The organism is Nocardia sp. NPDC056952, assembly GCF_042674185.1.
In the GTDB taxonomy this organism is placed as follows: domain Bacteria; phylum Actinomycetota; class Actinomycetes; order Mycobacteriales; family Mycobacteriaceae; genus Nocardia.
The window spans coordinates 643,874-661,995 of sequence record NZ_JBHURA010000002.1 but is presented as its reverse complement, the minus strand read 5'-3'; the positions used below and the strand labels follow the sequence as shown (position 1 = coordinate 661,995).

Annotated in this window: 12 protein-coding genes; 9 read left to right on the top strand and 3 right to left on the bottom strand. The window is 68.6% G+C overall.

Features of this window, described 5'->3' with window-relative positions:
* Nucleotides 1-109: 109 nt before the first annotated feature.
* Nucleotides 110-1,126, bottom strand: coding sequence for a zinc-dependent alcohol dehydrogenase family protein (locus tag ACFTS5_RS10280; protein WP_378629540.1), 1,017 nt, complete (start codon nucleotides 1,124-1,126; stop codon nucleotides 110-112).
* A gap of 422 nt (nucleotides 1,127-1,548) precedes the next feature.
* Here ACFTS5_RS10280 and ACFTS5_RS10275 point away from each other — a divergent pair, with 422 nt between their 5' ends.
* Genes ACFTS5_RS10275 through car form a run of 8 tightly spaced genes read left to right on the top strand, consistent with a single transcriptional unit; the run spans nucleotide 1,549 to nucleotide 14,402 of the window.
* Complete coding sequence (locus ACFTS5_RS10275) at nucleotides 1,549-2,520, top strand: NAD-dependent epimerase/dehydratase family protein (RefSeq protein ID WP_378629538.1); 972 nt, start codon at nucleotides 1,549-1,551, stop codon at nucleotides 2,518-2,520.
* Nucleotides 2,521-2,550: 30 nt separating this feature from the next.
* Complete coding sequence (locus tag ACFTS5_RS10270; protein ID WP_378629536.1) at nucleotides 2,551-3,348, top strand: phytanoyl-CoA dioxygenase family protein; 798 nt, start codon at nucleotides 2,551-2,553, stop codon at nucleotides 3,346-3,348.
* 12 nt (nucleotides 3,349-3,360) lie between these two features.
* Nucleotides 3,361-3,900 (top strand): DUF6309 family protein, encoded by a 540-nt coding sequence (locus ACFTS5_RS10265; RefSeq protein WP_378629534.1) that lies wholly within the window; start codon nucleotides 3,361-3,363, stop codon nucleotides 3,898-3,900.
* Complete coding sequence (locus ACFTS5_RS10260; protein WP_378629531.1) at nucleotides 3,897-8,042, top strand: AMP-binding protein; 4,146 nt, start codon at nucleotides 3,897-3,899, stop codon at nucleotides 8,040-8,042. The genes ACFTS5_RS10265 and ACFTS5_RS10260 overlap by 4 nt, the downstream gene beginning before the upstream one ends.
* Nucleotides 8,043-8,068: 26 nt before the next feature.
* On the top strand, nucleotides 8,069-9,367 hold the full coding sequence (locus tag ACFTS5_RS10255) for an aspartate aminotransferase family protein (RefSeq protein ID WP_378629529.1): 1,299 nt from the start codon (nucleotides 8,069-8,071) through the stop codon (nucleotides 9,365-9,367).
* Complete coding sequence (locus ACFTS5_RS10250; RefSeq protein WP_378629527.1) at nucleotides 9,351-10,187, top strand: TauD/TfdA family dioxygenase; 837 nt, start codon at nucleotides 9,351-9,353, stop codon at nucleotides 10,185-10,187. The genes ACFTS5_RS10255 and ACFTS5_RS10250 overlap by 17 nt, the downstream gene beginning before the upstream one ends.
* The gene (locus ACFTS5_RS10245) at nucleotides 10,184-10,939 is read left to right on the top strand and encodes an SDR family oxidoreductase (protein WP_378629525.1); all 756 of its coding nucleotides are present in this window, start codon (nucleotides 10,184-10,186) and stop codon (nucleotides 10,937-10,939) included. Before ACFTS5_RS10250 ends, ACFTS5_RS10245 begins: the two co-directional genes overlap by 4 nt.
* A 4-nt stretch (nucleotides 10,940-10,943) precedes the next feature.
* Nucleotides 10,944-14,402 (top strand): carboxylic acid reductase, encoded by a 3,459-nt coding sequence (car, locus tag ACFTS5_RS10240; RefSeq protein ID WP_378629523.1) that lies wholly within the window; start codon nucleotides 10,944-10,946, stop codon nucleotides 14,400-14,402.
* Here the strand turns inward: car and ACFTS5_RS10235 are convergent.
* Both ACFTS5_RS10235 and ACFTS5_RS10230 read right to left on the bottom strand, forming a co-directional pair.
* Nucleotides 14,392-15,063 carry a histidine phosphatase family protein gene (locus ACFTS5_RS10235; RefSeq protein ID WP_378629521.1) on the bottom strand — a complete coding sequence of 224 codons (672 nt, stop codon included), beginning with the start codon at nucleotides 15,061-15,063 and terminating at the stop codon, nucleotides 14,392-14,394. The genes car and ACFTS5_RS10235 overlap by 11 nt on opposite strands.
* 44 nt (nucleotides 15,064-15,107) lie before the next feature.
* Nucleotides 15,108-15,986 carry a sulfurtransferase gene (locus ACFTS5_RS10230; RefSeq protein ID WP_378629519.1) on the bottom strand — a complete coding sequence of 293 codons (879 nt, stop codon included), beginning with the start codon at nucleotides 15,984-15,986 and terminating at the stop codon, nucleotides 15,108-15,110.
* A 658-nt stretch (nucleotides 15,987-16,644) separates the two neighbouring features.
* On the opposite strand from ACFTS5_RS10230, the gene ACFTS5_RS10225 reads away from it, so the two are divergent.
* The gene (locus ACFTS5_RS10225) at nucleotides 16,645-17,934 is read left to right on the top strand and encodes a LuxR C-terminal-related transcriptional regulator (protein ID WP_378629517.1); all 1,290 of its coding nucleotides are present in this window, start codon (nucleotides 16,645-16,647) and stop codon (nucleotides 17,932-17,934) included.
* Nucleotides 17,935-18,122: the final 188 nt, after the last annotated feature.

The following is an 18,122-nucleotide window of genomic DNA, read 5'->3' as shown; positions in this document are numbered from 1 at the left end:
GAAATCGGGGCGCGAGCAACGGCAACCAGTGGGGCGCGGGAATGCTTCCCGCGCCTCGCGACAATATCGGTGGCCGAGGCCAAGGCAACGCAGCGCCGTTGCTCGGCATTCACGGTAGTAGCAGGGCTTTGACGGCTCGGCGTTCGTTCATCGCTCGGTAGCCCTCGGCGATCCGGTCCAAGGGGAGCGTGAGGTCGAAGACTCGGCCGGGGTCGATGCGGTCGGTGCGGACGCGATCGATGAGATCGGGAAGGAACCGGCGCACAGGGGCCGCGCCCCCGCGCACCCCCACCGCGGATGCGAGGATCTCGGCGCTGTCGAGTTCGACATCATGGGGAATGCCGACGACGCCCAGATTCCCGCCCGCGCGGGTCGATCGGAGAGCCTGGGTCACCGATTCGCCGGTGCCGACGCATTCCATCACCGAGTCCGCGCCGATGCCGCCGGTGAGCTCCAGGACTACCGCGACGCCCTCCGCGCCACGCTCGGTGACGATATCGGTGGCGCCGAACGCCAGTGCGAGCTTCTGTCGCGCGGGATGCCTGCTCATCGCGATGATCCGTTCGGCGCCCAGTTCCCGGGCGGCGAGCACCGCGCACAGCCCGACCGCGCCGTCGCCGACCACCACGGTGGTCGCACCTGGGTGTACCTCGGCGGCGATGGCGGCGTACCAGCCGGTGCCCATCACATCGGAGAGGGCGAGCAGGCTGGGCAGGTGGCGGCGATCGGGGGTCTCGTCGAGCGCGACGAGGGTGCCCGCGGCGTTCGGGATACGGATGTATTCGGCCTGGCAGGTGCTCAGGAATGCGCGGTGCACACAGCGGGATTGGTAGCCGTGGCGACAGTTCGGGCAGGTGTTGTCGGAGGTGGCGAACGAGCCGACGACGAACTGGCCGGGCCGGAGCGCGCGCACCTCGGTACCGACCTCTTCGATGACACCGATGTATTCGTGGCCCATCGGTTGCGGTTCGTGGACGGCCTCGATGCCGCGGTAGACCCACAGGTCCGTGCCGCACACGCAGGTCGCGACGGTGCGGATGATCGCATCGGTCGGTGCCTCGATCCGGGGGTCGGGCAGCTGTTCGACGCGGACGTCGCCGGGAGCGTGGATGACGGTGCCGCGCATGAGATCGCTCCTGCCGTTGATCGACCGATTACCCACCTGTGCGTAATGCGATTGATTCGATCCAAACACAGTGTGGCGCAGAGCAAGACAGGAACGAGAGCTGCGTCGCTCATGTCCCGTTCGGCGCGCGCCCGCGCCCGGTGATCCCCTGATTCCGCAGCGCATCTGCTGGCCGGGTACCTCGTCGCCGGCACCCCCTCGACTGTGTCCGATACTCGACCCGGCGTCACATCACGACTCGCCCTGCGAACGCAATATTGAAACCTGTTGAGTTGCAACATCATTGGATAACAGCGTGTTACGGTGACTGGACCGTCGGGTTCGGCAGATGTTCCGAAATAGCGTGTAGGACAACATCGTTCACAACTCGAGCCATCCACTCGTGATGGTTCTCGACCACTTCTTCTCAGGGGGCCTGAGTGATGCGTGCGTTGGTGACCGGAGGAGCCGGATTTGTCGGTTCGCATGTGACGGATGCGCTCGTGGCACGCGGCGCCGAAGTGCTCGTGGTGGACGACCTCAGCCACGGCAATGTTCGAAATCTCGAGTCGGCGTTGCATCGCGGCGCGGACTTGGTCAGTGCGGATGTCCGATCGGCGGACACCGTTCGCGAGATCATGCAGCGGTTTCATCCGGATGTGGTGTTCCATCTCGCCGCGCAGGTCAGCGTCCATTATTCGATCGCGGATCCGGTGACTGACGCCGAGCAGAACGTGGTCGGTGTGGTCAGTGTGCTGGCCGCCGCAGCGGCCGCCGGGGTGCGGCGCGTGGTGTTGAGTTCGACCGGCGGTGCGATCTACGGCGAGTCCGCGCACTACCCGACACCCGAGGCGACCGCGCCCGATCCACCGTCGGCCTACGGTTTGGCGAAATGGGCGGGCGAACGATACGGGCGCTGGTTCGCCGACACCACGAATATCGATGTCGTGGCCCTGCGATACAGCAATGTCTACGGTCCGCGGCAATCCCTCGACGGTGATGCCGGTGTCGTGCTGCGTTTCTGCGCGGCCGCGCTGGAACGTCGTCCGCCGATCATCTACGGCGACGGAATGCAGACCCGGGATTTCGTCTACGTCGACGATGTGGTCGAAGCCAATATCGCTGCCGCGCAATGTGGTCAGCACAGTTTCGGTGAATACAACGTGGGCACCGGGGTCGAGATCACCGTCAACGGACTGGTCGACGCGATTCGCACCGCCGCGGGCCTGCAACCGACCGCGTGGCTGCCGCATTATGCCGCCGCTCGCGACGGTGAAGTGCGCCGCAGCTGCCTCGATGTCGCCCGCGCCCGCGCCGAGCGAATCCTCGAGGCGACCACCGCCCTGCCGAATGGCATCGAACGCACCCTGAATTGGCTGCGGGACGCGCAAGCGTCCCTGGTTCCCACCGTGTAACCGCTTGTTGTCGAAGGGAGGGGCGGGCTGATGCGGCCTGTTCTCGATGATGATCACACCGGAATTCTCGCGGCGAGACAATTCGCCGAATCGGGCTATCTGATCGTGCCGGGACTGATTCCGGACGACCTGTGCGCACGGCTGTTGCCGGAAGTGGACCACTGGGTGGACAAGGGATTACGTGCCCGGTCGATCGACAGCTGCCGCGATCCCGCGACCTATGGGATACCGCCGGTGATGGAACTGGAATTGCCCGCGCACGGGGAAATCCTGACGTATCGGCCGCTGATGGCGATCCTGTCCCAGCTGCTCGGACCCGACTTCGTCTACCACCACCTGCACAGTGACCGCCATGACGCGACGATCGCGGCGAAATCGTGGCATCACGACTATGAACCCAACGATCTGGCGGATTCTTCCCTGGCGATGGTGCACACGCTGCATTACCTCACCGGACTCGATGACACCATGGCCGCGCTGGTGATTCTGCCGGGGTCGCATCATCAGTCGCGCGAAAAGTCGGCGATGGCGCATGTCGGCACCGACCATCTCGATGGTGAGGTGGTGATCGATTCGCTACCACCGGGTTCGACGGTGCTCTTGCATTCGGCGTTACTGCACGCGCGACGACTGTCGACGACGGCATCGGAGCGGCATCGCTACTTCGTCGACGCGTCCTATTGCCAGACCGGCGCGGCGCGCTGGCGACCGGTGAAACCGTATTGGCGCCATATGTTGGCACGTGCGCGTGAGCTGGGCCTCGGCACCGGGCTTTCGCCGGAGTTGTTCGCCGACAAGCATTTCCGAGACGATATCGCACAAGGATAGGGGCGCCCGATCATGAGAATCGTCGGAGACAGCGATCTCGCCGAGGTATTGGCGATCTACCGGGATGAGCATTGCGCGCACGGGGCGGAAGAGGGTGTGCGGTTTCGCGAAGGGGAGGACAACCTTCGCCGGGGTGACGAATTGTCGGGCACCTGGACCCGGGTGCTGTTGTCGCGGGCTGATCTGGCCGCGGTGACCCTGCCCTGGCATCTGAGCGAGGGCGGCGACCGGGAACTGGTGCCGCGTACCGGGCTGACAGTCGAACAGGCGGCCGCACGGCTGCGCACCGAACGGGCCGATCTGGCTGCCGCCAACCCGGTGTGCACGGGGCTGATCACCGCCCTCACCGGAGCGCCGTTCACCACGGTGTTTCTCAGCGCCGCTCCGGCCGGGCACAGCGACTATGCCGATCTGCGGGCCGAGGAAGGACTGTTCCACCTCGACGGGCTGCACCGCATGATCGCGTGGGAACTCGCGGGCAGGCTTCCCGAGGGGGATCTGATCGACGGTGTCGTGGCCGGTGAGCTGCGCGGCGAAGGTGTGCGGCGATGAAGGCGGACACGCTGATCGACCTGTTGCGGCGTAACGCGCGCGAACACCCACAGCGACCCGCACTGGCCGACGCCGACCGTGTGTTCACCTATCGCGAGGTCGAGCGAATAGCCGAGGCGACCGCGGACCGACTGCGTGCGTCGGGGGTCGGCCGGGGCGATCATGTCGCTGTTCTCGGCGAACGAGACGCCCGGCAATGCGCGCTGATGTTCGGGGTGTGGTGCCGCGGCGCGGTCGCGGTTCCGGTCGAATCCTCTTGGAGTGCGGGTCAATTGCGTCGCCGGCTCGGCGCTGTCGGGGCACGCTGTGCGGTGTCGGCGACGGTGTCCGACTACGGGTCGATCGTCATCGATCCGGTCGAGGCGATCGAGAGCGACGCACGGGACGGTGCGTGCCCTGTCGACGCCGGTGACCTCGCCTATCTCTCGTTCACGTCCGGGTCCTCGGGCGAGCCGAAGGCGGTCGCGGTCACGCACGGTAACGCGACCCACTATGCGCGGTCACTGTGCGAACGACTGGGTTTCGACGCGGGCAACGCGCCCTGCGTCGGGCATGTCACGACCTTGGCGGCCGATCTCGGCCACACGGCGTGGTTGCTCGCACTGGCCAGCGCCGGGTCGGTGCACGTTGTCGCCGATCGCGACACCCGCGACCCAGCGGCCTTCTGGCCCGCGGTGCGCCGGGCGGGCATCTCGGTCCTGAAGACGACGCCATCTCACCTGGGCGCGCTCGAACAGGACACGGACCGTGGGCCTCTGGACGCAGTGCTGCTCGGTGGCGAACCGCTCTCCCGCGCCTTCGCCGCGAGCTTGCTCACCCGCGGTATCGCGCACCGGGTGGTCAATCACTACGGTCCCACCGAGACGACCGTCGGCGCGACGTGCTTCGTGGCGACCACCGCGGACGAACTGCCCGAGGAGGAGATCGTTCCCATCGGAACGGCCATCGGCGTGACAACGACGCTGTGCTTGCTCGACGACGGGGGCGATCCGGTCCCCGACGGATCGGAAGGCGAGCTGTACATCGGCGGAAAGGGGGTCACCGCAGGATACTTCGGGTCGCCGGGTGACACCGCGAGAAAGTTCGTGCCGCGCGACGGTGACCGGGTCTACCGCACCGGTGACATCTGCCGGCGGCGCGCGGGCGGAGCGCTCGTGTTCGTGCGCCGCGTCGATCGTCAGGTGAAGGTCCGTGGTTTCCGGGTCGATCCCGCCGAGGTCGAACGAGCCGCCGAGTGCGTGCCCGGCGTCGAGCGGGCAGCCGTGGTCGTCCAGCCGACGGCGACGGGCCATCGGCTCCGTGCGGCTGTTCGGCTGACGCCGCGTACCGACGATGCGGCGACAGTGGCGGCACTGCGTGCCTACTTGCACGAGGTGCTGCCGGATTACGCGGTGCCACAGCCGATCTTCGTGCTGCCGGAGCTGCCGCTGGGGTCCACGGGCAAGCTGGATCGCCCCCGCGTCGGCGCGATGGTGACCGCACTGCTCGACTCCCGTGCGGGCGGTGCCGCCGGCCCGACTCGTCGAGGCGAGGACCCGGCAGGCGGCCTGGCGCACAGTATCGCCGCATTGTGGGCAGGTGCGCTGGGAGTGCCGTCGGTTGATCCCGAGGCCGACATCATCGACCTCGGTGGGGATTCGATTCTGGCCATGCGCACGATCGCCTACCTCTACCGGCGTGGTCAGCGCGTGACGTTCGACGACTTCTACCAGCATCCGACCCCGCGGCGGCTGGCGGCGGCCGCACGACCGATCGATGCCGTCGCGACGAGGGCCGCGGGGGGACAGCAGCCCGGGCGCCGGCCCGGGCCTGCCCAGCGGTGGATGTTCGCACAGCCGGTCGGTGATCACCGGCAGTGGAATCAGTCGGTGGTGCTGCGCTGCGGTCACGCTGTCGACGCCGGTGTCCTGTCGCGCGCGGTGACCGATCTCGCCGAGCGACATGCTGTGCTGCGTACCGAGATCGGGCCGACCGGACCGGGTGCCTGTCGCGACGTCGACGAAATGGCGGCGGTCTCGTTCTCCCGGCTGCCGCGATCGGCCGCGCGGATCGCGGCGTTCGTCGAGGGCACCTGCACCGACCTGCACCTCGGCCTGGATCCGGCGGCGGGGCGGCTGCTGCGCGTGCACCTGTTCAGCGGCGGCGGCGATCACGACGACCGCCTCGCCATCATCGTCCACCACCTGGCCGTCGACGGTTTCTCCTGGCACATCCTGCTCGACGATCTCGCTTACGCGTATCGAACGGCCTTGCACGGCAAGCAGTTCGACCTTCCGGGGACGGGTGACTACTACCGCTGGGCGGCTGATCGTGGCGGCTCCGTGGCCGCGCCGGTGCGGCGCCCGGCTCGCACGATCGGGCCCGCGCCACGACCGGCGAGCCTGGTGTGGACGTTGGACCGGACCGCGACGGCCGCGCTCGTTCGCGAGTACGGCGGTGCGCAAGGCCTCGAGGCTCTGCTGCTGTCGGCATTCGCCGCGGCGGTGCGGCGCGGTGAGGAGCAGTCGCGGATCGCGGTCGAGGTGGAGACCCACGGTCGTGACGTCGGTGACGGCGGCGGTGAGTACCTCGATACGGTCGGCTGGTTCACCGCCGCCAAATGGGTACTGCTGGAACGATGTTCACCGTCGGAGCCCACCCACTCCGCCGCGGAGATCGAGCATCTCCTCGCGGGCACGCCCGAGCAGCCGATGGACACCGTGGGTGCGCGCCCCGACATCGGGTTCAATTTTCTCGGCACGTTCGAATTGCCGGACAAGCAGACCCTGGATTGGTCGGTCGCGCCGGAACAGGCGGGTACCGCGCGCAATCCCCACTGCGACCTGCTCTATCGGCTCAAGCTCACCGCTCGCATCGTCGAGGGCCGCCTCGTCACCGACCTCGTGCACCCGGGGTCCCCGGACTCCGACGACCGGGCGCGCCAGATCATGACCCGTTTCGCCGCTGCCGTCGCCGAGTACGCGGGCACGGCGGCCGCCCCTGCCACGACATCGGCGCTGTCGACATCGGGGCAGGTCCTGCTCGCGGGCGCGCGCGCACCGCGGGCCGGGGTGCGGGTGGTCGAGGAAGCGCCGCGCGTGCTGGTGACCGGCGCGACGGGTTATCTGGGCGGGCACCTGCTCTCGGCGCTGCTCGCACGCAACGCGCAGGTGACGTGTCTGGTGCGCGGGGACCGCGACATCGAGGCCCGCCAGCGGCTGCGCCACGTGCGGGGTATCCGGGTGCTCGCCGGTGACATCACCCGGACGGACCTCGGGATGTCGGCCGATGCGACGCGCGCGGCGGGACGGGCGCAGGTGATCATCCACGCCGCCGCCGACACCCGACTGGTCGCCGCACCCGCCGAACTCGAACGAACCAACCACACCGCGGTGTCCGGGCTCCTCGCCTGGATCGACGCGCACGCACCCGACGCCCGGTTCCACCACCTGTCGACCCTCGGCGTCGCCGGCGGTGTCGAGGGCACCGCGCGACGATTCAGCGAAGCCGACCTGCGGATCGGTCAGTACTTCCGAACGCCCTACGAGCGGGCCAAATTCGGGGCAGAGCTGACAGTGCGACGGTGGGCGGCTCAGGGTCGGCAGTGCTATATCCATCGCAGCGGGCACATCGCGGCCGACAGCCGGACCGGCGCGTTCCAACGCAATATCGGGGACAACCGCGTGTACCAGATGATCCGCGGCTACCTGCTCGCCGGCGCCGCGCCACGTCGGCCCGCGGTGAGTTTCGGGTTCTCCCACGTCGACACCGTCGCCGCGGCGATCGCCACACTGGCAGGCCGACCCGCCTGCGCGCCCGGGGTCTATCACATCGAAACCCCGCACCTGGTGGCCCACGACGAGCTCGTGGCCTGGAGCGCCGCGGCGGGCTATCCGGTCGCGCTCACCGACGACACGGCGTTCACGGCAGCACTCGCCCGGGTCGAGGGGTCGCATTCGGCGGCGGTGCGGCAGGCCATGGCGTGGTCGCACCACGACGCGGACCGCAACGTGCGGATCGACAGTTCCTGGACCGTCGCCGCGCTCGACCGGCTCGGCATCCATTTCGCCGCGCCGACCCCGAGATGGTGGTCGACCGCGCTGGCGTGGGGGGCCGAGACCGGATACTTCCCGGCCGTCGCGACCGCCGACCGCACCGCCTGACCCACATCCCATCGATAGGAGGTCGAATGTCCGAGCTTTCCCCGGTTCTCGCCCAGGCCACTCCCGTCACCGCATGCCGCGGTGAGGGAATGTATCTGTTCGACGCGGCAGGCGAGCAGTATCTCGATTTCACCGCCGGTGTCGGGGTGACCAGCACCGGCCACTGCCATCCCCGTGTGGTGGAGGCCGCGCAACAGCAGGTCGCTCGCTTGATCCACGGCCAGTACACGACGGTCCTGCACGAGCCGCTGCTCGAACTGACCGCGCAGCTCGGCTCGGTGCTGCCGCCGGGTCTGGATTCGCTGTTCTACAGCAACTCCGGCAGTGAGGCGATCGAGGCCGCGGTACGCCTGGCCCGGCACGCCACGGGCAGACCCAACATCGTCGTCTTCGACGGGTCCTTCCACGGCCGCACGATGGGGGCGGCCGCCCTGACCACCGCCTCGACCCGCTACCGGGCCGGTATCGGGCCGCTGATGCCCGGTGTGGCGGTGGCACCGTTCCCGGCGGCGTTCCGGCTCGGCCTGAGCGAGGAGGCCGCCGTCGACCACGCGCTGCGCGGTCTCGATCATGTCCTGGCCACCGTGACCGCACCCGCCGAGACCGCCGCGTTGCTCGTCGAACCCGTGCTCGGTGAGGGTGGTTATGTGCCCGCACCGCCGGGATTCCTTGCCGGACTGCGTGCACGGGCCGATCGCCACGGCATGCTGCTGATCCTCGACGAGGTGCAGACCGGGTTCGGCCGGACCGGGAAATTCTGGGCGCATCAGTACGAACCGGATGCGCGCGCCGACATCCTGGTCACCGCCAAGGGGTTGGCGAGCGGGTTCCCGCTCTCGGCCATCGCCGCGTCCACCGAGCTGATGCGCCGGGCCTGGCCGTCCTCGCAGGGCGGAACCTATGGCGGCAATGCGGTGGCCTGCGCGGCCGCCCTGGCGACCTTGGCGGTGATCCGGGACGAGAAGCTGGTCGAGAACGCCGCGGTCCAGGGCGAACGACTGCTCGCCGCGATTCGTGCCGACGCGCTGGCCGTCCCCGGTATCGCGGACGTCCGCGGGCTCGGTCTGATGATCGGCATCGAGTTCTGCACGCCCGAGGGCGGGCCGGATCCCGACACCGCCAAGCGCGCGCAGCAGGCCGCCGCGGCGCTGGGGCTGTTGCTGCTGACCTGTGGACCCTACGGAAATGTCGTCCGGATGATTCCGGCGCTGGTGGTGACGGGCGACCAGATCGACACCGCGGTCGCGCTGTGGTCGAAGGCCGTCGGCCTCGCGACCGGTGACGGCGCAGAAAGGAACGGGACCAACCATGTCGAACTCCGTTGAGATCAGCTGGGACGCAGCCGAGATCGCCCGCGACCCCGCGGTGTGGTCGCTGCGACTGCCCGGCGACGACCGCGACACCCTCGCCGCGACCGACGACGACGCGGGCAAGGTGCGGACCGCCGTGCACGCCTTCGTCGACGGCGCTATCGAACGGGTGGGGTTCGCCCACGTCGCCGATTTCGTCGATCCCGCTGCCTCGGAAGACGACATCACCCGCACGCTGCTGTTCGTGCTCGACGGGATCGGCGTGGTCGTTCCGCAGAACGGCGCGGGCGACCTGCGCCAGGTCCTGCGGGATCGCGAGGGAGACGGCGCCACCGCACTCGGATTCCACTGCGACACCTGCGATCTGCTGGTCCTGGTGTGTCTGCAACCGGCTGCGGACGGGCAGGGATTCACTCGGCTCGCCGGCGCCCGGCGGGTCAACGACATCCTGGAGGCCGAAGACCGCGAGACTCTTTCGCTGCTGCGTGGCGACTGGACCTACGACCGCACTGGGCGTGCCGGACCGCAGATCGTGGTGTCGCCCATTCTGTTCACCCAGCCCGACGGCAGCATCGGCTGCTACTACCAGACCCGAACCGTGCGTGCCTCGCTGAATGCGGACGACCCCGCCGACGCGCCCCGGCTCGCCGCGCTCGACGTACTCGACGAGGTGCTGCACCGCCCCGGCGTCGGCTTCGATCTGATGCTGGCTGCGGGCGATCTGCTGATCATCCGCAACAGCCGGGCACTGCACGGCCGGTCGCCCTACATCGACCAACCGGGACCGAAAGCGCGCCGCGTGCTGCGGCTGTGGGTGGACAAGGAGAACCGATGAGCACCGAAGATCGCATCGCCCTGGTCACCGGTGGGGGTAGTGGGCTGGGCCGCGCGGCGGCCCTCGCGCTGCTCGCGCAGGGCTGGTCGGTGGCGCTGACCGGCCGTCGCGAAACGTTGCTGAAGGAGACCGCCGACCTCGCGAACGTACCCGCGAGCCGAGTCCTGGTGGCACCCGCCGACATCACCGATCCCGCCGCGGTCGCCGACCTGTTCACCGGAGTGCAGCGGCATTTCGGCCGCCTGGATCTGCTGTTCAACAACGCCGGGGCGGCGGTACCGCGCTGTCCCATCGAGGACATCCGCGTCGAGGACTGGAATCGCGCACTCGACACCCTCGTCACCGGGGCGTTCCTGTGCGCGCAGCAGGCGTTCCGTGTGATGCGCGCCCAGTCGCCCGGTGGTGGCCGGATCATCAATATGGGCGCGCCGTCCGCGCACGCGCCCAGACCCAATGCCATCGCCTACACGACGGCCAAACACGCGCTGCTCGGCTTGACCAGGGCGCTGTCACTGGACGGGCGCGCGCACGGAATCGCCTGCGGGCAAATAGATGTCGGCAATGTGACGCCGCCCGACGGCAGTGGGCAACCGGCGGCGCGGCAGGCCGACGGCACACTGGCGGTCGAACAGACCATCCCGGCCGAGCGGTTCACCGAGGCGCTGGTGCTGATGGCCTCGATGCCGCTGGACACGAATATCCAATTCCTCGGCGTCTTCCCGACGACGATGCCGTTCGTGGGCAGGGGCTGAGACCATGGGCAGTGCGGGCATTCCGCTGGAACGCCGGATCGAGATCCTGTGCGAGCGCGACGCGCAGGCCAGGGCCGCGCTGCGCGACCCAGAACTCTCGGCGAAGGTTCGACAACCCGCACTGCCGCTGGCTCATCTCGCCGAGACGGTGATGACCGGCTACGGTGATCGTCCCGCCGTCGGGCGGCGGGTCACCGAACTCGCTGTCGACCGTGAGACCGGCTGCCGGACCACACGATTGCTGCCACGATTCGGCACCGTCACCTATCGCGAGCTGTGGGATCGCGTCGGCGCGGTCGCGGCATCCTGGTGGGGCGGGGACTTCGGGCTGCGCCCCGGTGACTTCGTGGCGATCGTCGGGGTCACCGGTGGTGATTACGCGACCCTCGACCTCGCGTGTGTGCATCTGGGCGCGGTGGCAGTTCCGTTGCAGGCCAACGCATCCGGTGGCGAGCTGGCCGCGGTTCTGGCCGAGACCGTGCCGCGCGTCCTCGCGGTGGGAGTGGAGTTCCTCGACCGGGTAGTGGGAAGCGTTCCGGCACAGCGGGTTCCGCGGGCTCTGATCGTCTTCGATGTGAACCCCGGAGACGACGAGCACGCCCGCATTCTCGCCGACGCCCGACGCCGACTGCCCACCGTCGCCGTGCGCACACTCGACGAGATCGTCAGCGCGGGGCGGGCCGAGCCGCCCGCCCCGTTGTTCGGCGGCGACGCCGACTCGATGAGCCTGCTCATCTACACCTCGGGCAGCACCGGAACGCCCAAAGGCGCGATCTACACCCAGCGGCTGGTCGCCAGGATGTGGCTCAACGCCAGTCCGGTGCCCGCCCTCACCCTCGCGTATATGCCGATGAGCCATGTGGCGGCGCGGCTCTCGCTCTACGGCACACTCGGTCGTGGCGGCACCACCTATTGCACGGGGCGTCCCGATCGTTCGACTCTGCTCGACGACCTCGCGCTGGTACGTCCGACGGAGATCGCTTTCGCGCCGAGGGTCTGTGAACTGCTGCTGCACCGATTCCGCGACGACGTGGACCGGCGCCGAGCAGCGGGCGCGGACCCGGAGCCCGCGCGCGAGGCCGCCCTCGACACCCTGCGTCGCGAGGTGCTCGGCGGACGCGCGGTGTACGCCATCTTCGGCAGCGCCCCGATGGCCGCCGAGGCGAAACTGTTCGCCCAGGCCCTGCTCGGCTTCGACCTGCACGACGGGTACGGCGCCACCGAAGCCCTCGACATCCTGCTCGACCACCGCATCCAGCGTCCGCCGGTCTCCGGCTACAAGCTGCTCGACGTGCCCGAGCTCGGCTACTTCACCACCGACCGGCCGCATCCGCGCGGTGAACTGCTGGTGCACACGTCCACCGCGATCCCGGGCTACTACCGTCAGCCCGAGCTGTCCGCGGCGATCTTCGACGCCGAGGGCTACTACCGCACCGGCGATGTCATGACCGAGATCGCACCCGACCACCTGGTGTATCTCGACCGGCGCAACAACGTGCTCAAGCTGTCCAACGGCGAGTTCGTGACAGTGGCCCGGCTGGAGGCCGTCTACGGGACGAGCCCGCTGATCCGGCAGATCTTCGTCTACGGCTCCAGCGAACGCGCCTACCTTCTCGCGGTGATCGTGCCGACCGACGAAGCCCTGGCCGCCGGGTCGCTGGAGTCGGCGCTCGCGGCGGCCCTGCGCGAGGTGGCGTCGGCGACGGGGCTCGCCGCCCACGAGATCCCGCGTGACTTCCTCGTCGAAACACAACCTTTCACCGCCGACAACGGTCTGCTGTCGGGTCTGGGCAAGCTCCTTCGCCCGAAGGTCCGGGAGCGCTACGAGGCGAGGTTGGAGCGGATCTATCGGGACCACGCCGACGACCGGGCGGCCGAACTGCGTGAACTGCGTGCGCGCGCGGCCCAGCTCCCGCTGCTCGAGGTGGTCGTGCGGGCTGCCAGGGCGGTCGTCGGCAGCGCCGAGAAGGATCTGCCCGTCGGGGCGAGTTTCACCGATCTGGGCGGTGATTCGCTGGCTGTCGTGACGTACTCGAGCCTGCTGAGCGAACTGCTCGACGTGGAGTTGCCCGCCGGGCTGCTCACCGGCCCGGGCACGGACTTCGCCGCGATCGCGGAATACGTTCGGCGACAACGACAGCCGGAGTCCGCGCGCCCGAGCTTCGCTGCCGTCCACGGGGACGACACTGTCCAGGTGCGTGCCGAGGATGTGACGCTGGAGGCGTTCCTCGACCCCGCGACGGTCGCGCGGGCCTGCGCGCTCCCTTCGGTCGCCGACGTCGCCCACACCGTCCTGCTGACCGGTGCGACCGGCTATATCGGGCGTTTCCTGTGTCTGGAATGGCTGCGCCGGCTGGCCGATATCGGTGGCACGCTGATCTGCCTGGTGCGTGGTGCGGACCCGGCGGCGGCGCGATGCCGGCTCGACGATGCCTTCGACAGCGATGCCGATCTACGTGCGGAGTTCCGGGCGCTGGCGTCCCGGCATCTCGAGATCGTTGTCGGCGATATCGCGCAACCCGCTCTCGGCGTGCGCCGTTCGGCCTGGGAGCAGCTCGCTGCGCGGGTCGACCATGTCGTGCATGCCGCAGCCCACGTCAATCATGTTCTCCCGTACCGGCATCTGTTCGACGCGAATGTGGTGGGGACCGCCGAGATCATCCGGCTGGCGTTGACCACCCGCGTCAAGTCGGTCGACTTCCTGTCCACGATCGCGGTCGCCGACTCCTCGGCGCTCGACGAGGACGCCGACATCCGGGTCGCCGCACCCGGTCGCCGCATCGACGACAGCTACGCCAACGGCTACGAGGCAGGAAAGTGGGCGGGGGAGATACTGCTGCGCACGGCCCACGACCGCTGCGGACTCCCGGTGACGGTGTTCCGCTCGAACATGGCCCTGGCACACCGCCACTACGCCGGTCAGCTCAATGTCGCGGACACCTTCACCCGGCTGCTGGTGAGCCTGGGCGCCACCGGGGTCGCGCCGCGGTCGTTCGTGCGCGGCGGACCCGCACACGATCATTACGACGGGCTTCCGGTCGACTTCACCGCGGCGGCGATCACGGCGCTCGGGGGTGATCCCCGGCCGGATCACCGGATCTTCCATGTCGCCAATCCCCACGACGACGGCGTCTCACTGGACCGGCTGGTGGACTGGCTGATCGAGGCAGGGCTGCCCGTGCGGCGGATCGACAGCTACCCGGAGTGGCTCGCCCGGTTCGAAGCGGCACTGACCCGCCTACCCGAACCGCAACGCCGCCGCTCGGTGCTCCCGCTGTTGCAGGCCTATCGGCAACCCGCCGAGCCGCGAAGCGCACTGCCCACCAAGCGGTTTCAGGACGCGCTCCGCGCCGTCGACCTGGCCGTCCCGCACCTCGATCGCGCCCTCATCGGCAAGTATCTCGCCGACTTCCGGACGCTGAACCTGCTGGGGGAGAGCGACAGCGTCCGAGCTACGTCGTGATGTCGCCGAACGGTGGGACGTGGTGTCCCCACCGCGTACAGGTCCAGCCGAGGAACTGCGCTGCCGGACTGTAGCGCGGCGTCAGCTCGATCGTCTGGGTGAAGTCGAGGCGTGTGCTCGCCGCGAACGCCGTGGGCACACCGCCGATCGCGCCGGCCGCCAGCCGCATCGCCATACCGTGGCTGACCAGCACCACGTCGGTGCCCGCACCCGGCGTCAGGTACCGCGCGCGCAGGTCCTCGAGCACGGGCAGGAACCGGTCGAGCACGTCGTTGCCCGCTTCGCCGCCAGGAACCGCCAGGTCGAGTTCCCCACCGTGCCACCGTTGATAGGTCTGGTGGAATGCCTGGTGCGCGACATCGGTGTCGACCCCCTCGAAGTCGCCGGCCTGCACTTCGTGCACACCGTCCAGCACGGTCACCGGACCTCCGGTGAGCGACTCGATCTGCTCGGCGGTCTGGCGGGCCCGCAACGCCGCCGAGCAGAACAGTCGTGGCGAACCGGCGACGGCAGCTCCGAACCGTGCGGCCTGCGCCGTGCCGCGTTCGGTGAGAGGCGGTCCGGGAACACGAGTTTCGAGCCGCTTGCCGACATTGCCGTGCGACTCGCCATGGCGCACCATGACCAGCTTCCCCGTCGAAACCTGTCCACCGTTGTCCATGCCTCTATGTTCGGGCACGCGCGGTCTCGACCGGAGCTGTTGGATCAACCAGGCTGCTCGCCGACGACCAGAGGCAGCGTGGGGTCGGCGGTCCACGCGGTCAGGGATCCGTCGTAGACGGAGACATCCTCGCGCCCGACGAGGGCCAACGCGTGGGCGACCCCCGTTGCCGCGACGCCTCCGCCGCAGTAGGTGACGGGCGTGATCGCTGGATCGAGCAGACCGGTGGCAGCGAACAAGGCCCGCAGTTGCTCGAGCGGGCGCAGTGCGCCGGTCGCCGGGTCGCGGATCTGGTCGACCGGGAGGTTGATGCTTCCAGGGATGTGGCCGGGTCGAGCGAAAACGTCTGTCTCGCCGCGATAGGTCGCGGCGTCGAGGACGCCCACGAGCAGGAACTTGTCATCGGCTATCGCCGCCTCGACCTCGCCGGTGGACCGGATGAGGCCGGGCCGGCGGCGGGCGGTGAAGGTGGCCGGTACGGGTGTCACCGGAGAGTTCGAAACCTCGGCGCCCGCCGCCCGCCATGCGGGAAGGCCGCCGTCGAGGACCGCGACGTCGTCGAAACCCTCCAGGCGCAAGTGCCACCACAATCGGGTGGCCCAGATTCCGTCGTGCTGGTCGTAGACGACGACGCGCACACCGTCACCGATGCCGATCGCGCCGGCGGCCGCGGCGAAACGCTCCGATTCCGGTGCGGTGCACGGCTGATCGGACGCGGGATCGGCGAAGTCGGTGAGCAGGTCGGCGAACACGGCGCCCGGGACATGGGCTGCCGCGTACGCGGTGCGCCCCGACTCGAGGGTGAATGTTCCGTCGTCGAGCACGGTGAAATCGGTGCTCGCGTCCACGACCAGCAGGTCGGGCTCGCCCTGCTGGTCACGAAGCCACGAGACGGACACCGTGTGGGGGACGGTCTGCCCCATGGGGACCTCCGATTGCACTGGTGGGCACTGGATTCCGAATCTAGCGAGCACCGCCGGGCTCGCACCAGACCACCGATCTGCGTGAGCGAAACCAGTGTCCTCCCGGGCCACCGAGTTGAACTCGTGGATACAGTTTCCTGGCCTTCCGAGATGACATCGTTGAACTATCCCGTTACCGTTGAACATCGAGACTGTTCGATGAGACGAGGAGGCTACTCGCCCGGCTCCAGTCGCGCCGGGCTGTGGGCGAGCCCCGGTTCGAGGTCTGCGCCAGGCCTCTCGGTGGCATCCATCCCACTGCGCGTACGATTACCATCACATTCCGTGTTATGGCAATGCTCGATCGTGTTCGGGTAATAGCCTGTGCGAGTCGGTAATTCACGATGTGATCTGCAAGAGATAAGATCATCGCATTCATATGTTGAACATCACTCTGAATTGCGCTGTGTCGCTGGTACTTTGACAACCGGGGGGATTTTCGCGGCCTTCGACGGCGTGGTCGTGGAAGCTCGGCTCGCTGCACCAGGGAGACTTCATGACCGATCATCCTGTGTCCCGCTCGGAAGGCCTATCGGCCCCGAGCGTAATGAATGTTATGTCGGAACGTCAGAAAGTGTTGTCGATCAGAACACCCCGAAACTCGGGGTGCGTCGAGCCGGTGAGATGTGGTCACGCGGAATCGACGTGGTGTGAACGCCGAGACTCCCGGCTCACCGACAAGGTCGACTATCTGTCCGGCGTCGGTCGCGCCGAGGCCCGCCGCCGTTTCGGCGATGCCGACACCCTGTGCGGCGGCGTACAGAACATGCTTTTCGTGCACTGCGGAGTTCTGGATCGGGAGACCATCGTCCGGCGATCGGAACTCGTGCTCGACGCCGAATCCGACGAGCCCGACCCGGGGTGTCTGTGGCTGGCTCTGCTGGCCCTGGTCTACGCGGACCGATGCGCCGAGGCGGCGGCATACTGCACCCGGCTGCTGTCCGGCGGACGCGGCGAGATCTCGTTTCGCCTCTTCGAAGCGCTGACGCTCGTTCGCGCCAGGATCGACGCGCAGTGCGGTCGCCCCGCCGCCGCGATCGCGGCGATGGAACCGCTGCTGCGTAGCGGTGTGTCACCCGCGCTGCGCGGCATCGCGCTGGCCTGGCTCGTCGAGGCGCTGGTTCAGGTCGGCGACCTGAGCAGTGCCCGGTGTCTGTTCGAGGACCGGATGAGCGCGGTGGACGCGATGCCCGACCACGCGCACGTGCTCGCCGCCCGCGGTGCGCTGCATCGCGCCGAAGGCGACCTCGAGCGCAGCCTGGCGGACTACCTGGCCTGCGGAAAGGTGTTGACCGCGCTGAATGTGGCCAATCCGGCGATCGTTCCGTGGCGTTCCCGCGCCGCGCTGGTGGCGGCCGCGCTCGGCCGCTGCGACCTCGCGGCGGCACTGGCCGACGACGAGCTCGCCGCAGCCCGGCGCTGGGGCTCACCGGGGGCGGTGGGACGGGCCCTGCACGCGGTCGGCATGGCGCGGCGCGACAGTCGGTCGGTGGGCGCGCTCGAACGTGCCGTAGAGCTGCTCGAACTCGCTGAAGCACGTTATGAGCTGATGGGCGCACTCTGTGATCTGGGGCAGTTGCACGCGGTCGAGGGCGATGTAGAGCGATCGCGCAGGGCTGTCACGGCGGCCACCGAGCTCGCGGCCGCCGCCGGTAGCGGCCCCGTACTGCAGCGCGCGGGCTCGGTCCTCGGCGCATTGGACACCCAGCATCGAGAGACCGGCTTGACCAGGCAGGAGCGCAAGATCGCCGGCCTCGCGGTGCGTGGACTCAGCAACAAGGAAATCGCCGAGCAGTTGTTCCTGACGGTGCGTACCGTCGAGTTCCACCTGTCCAATGTGTACCGGAAACTCGGTATCGCGGGTCGGCGTCAACTGGCCGGGGTAATGAATGCGCAGGAGTGCGCGTGAGGTAGTTTCCGGTAGTCGAATTACTCGGACGGCAGTCGTGTTCCACACGACTGCCGTCTTTTGTGCGTGTGCCATCGGTCCCGAACCCGTTGCCCTGGTGATGATCCTGTGGTTTCCCCGGGGAGAACCTACGGGTCGACCGTAGAGTCGTTCCGCAGCTCTTGAATCGTCGCCGAATTATGTGCGAG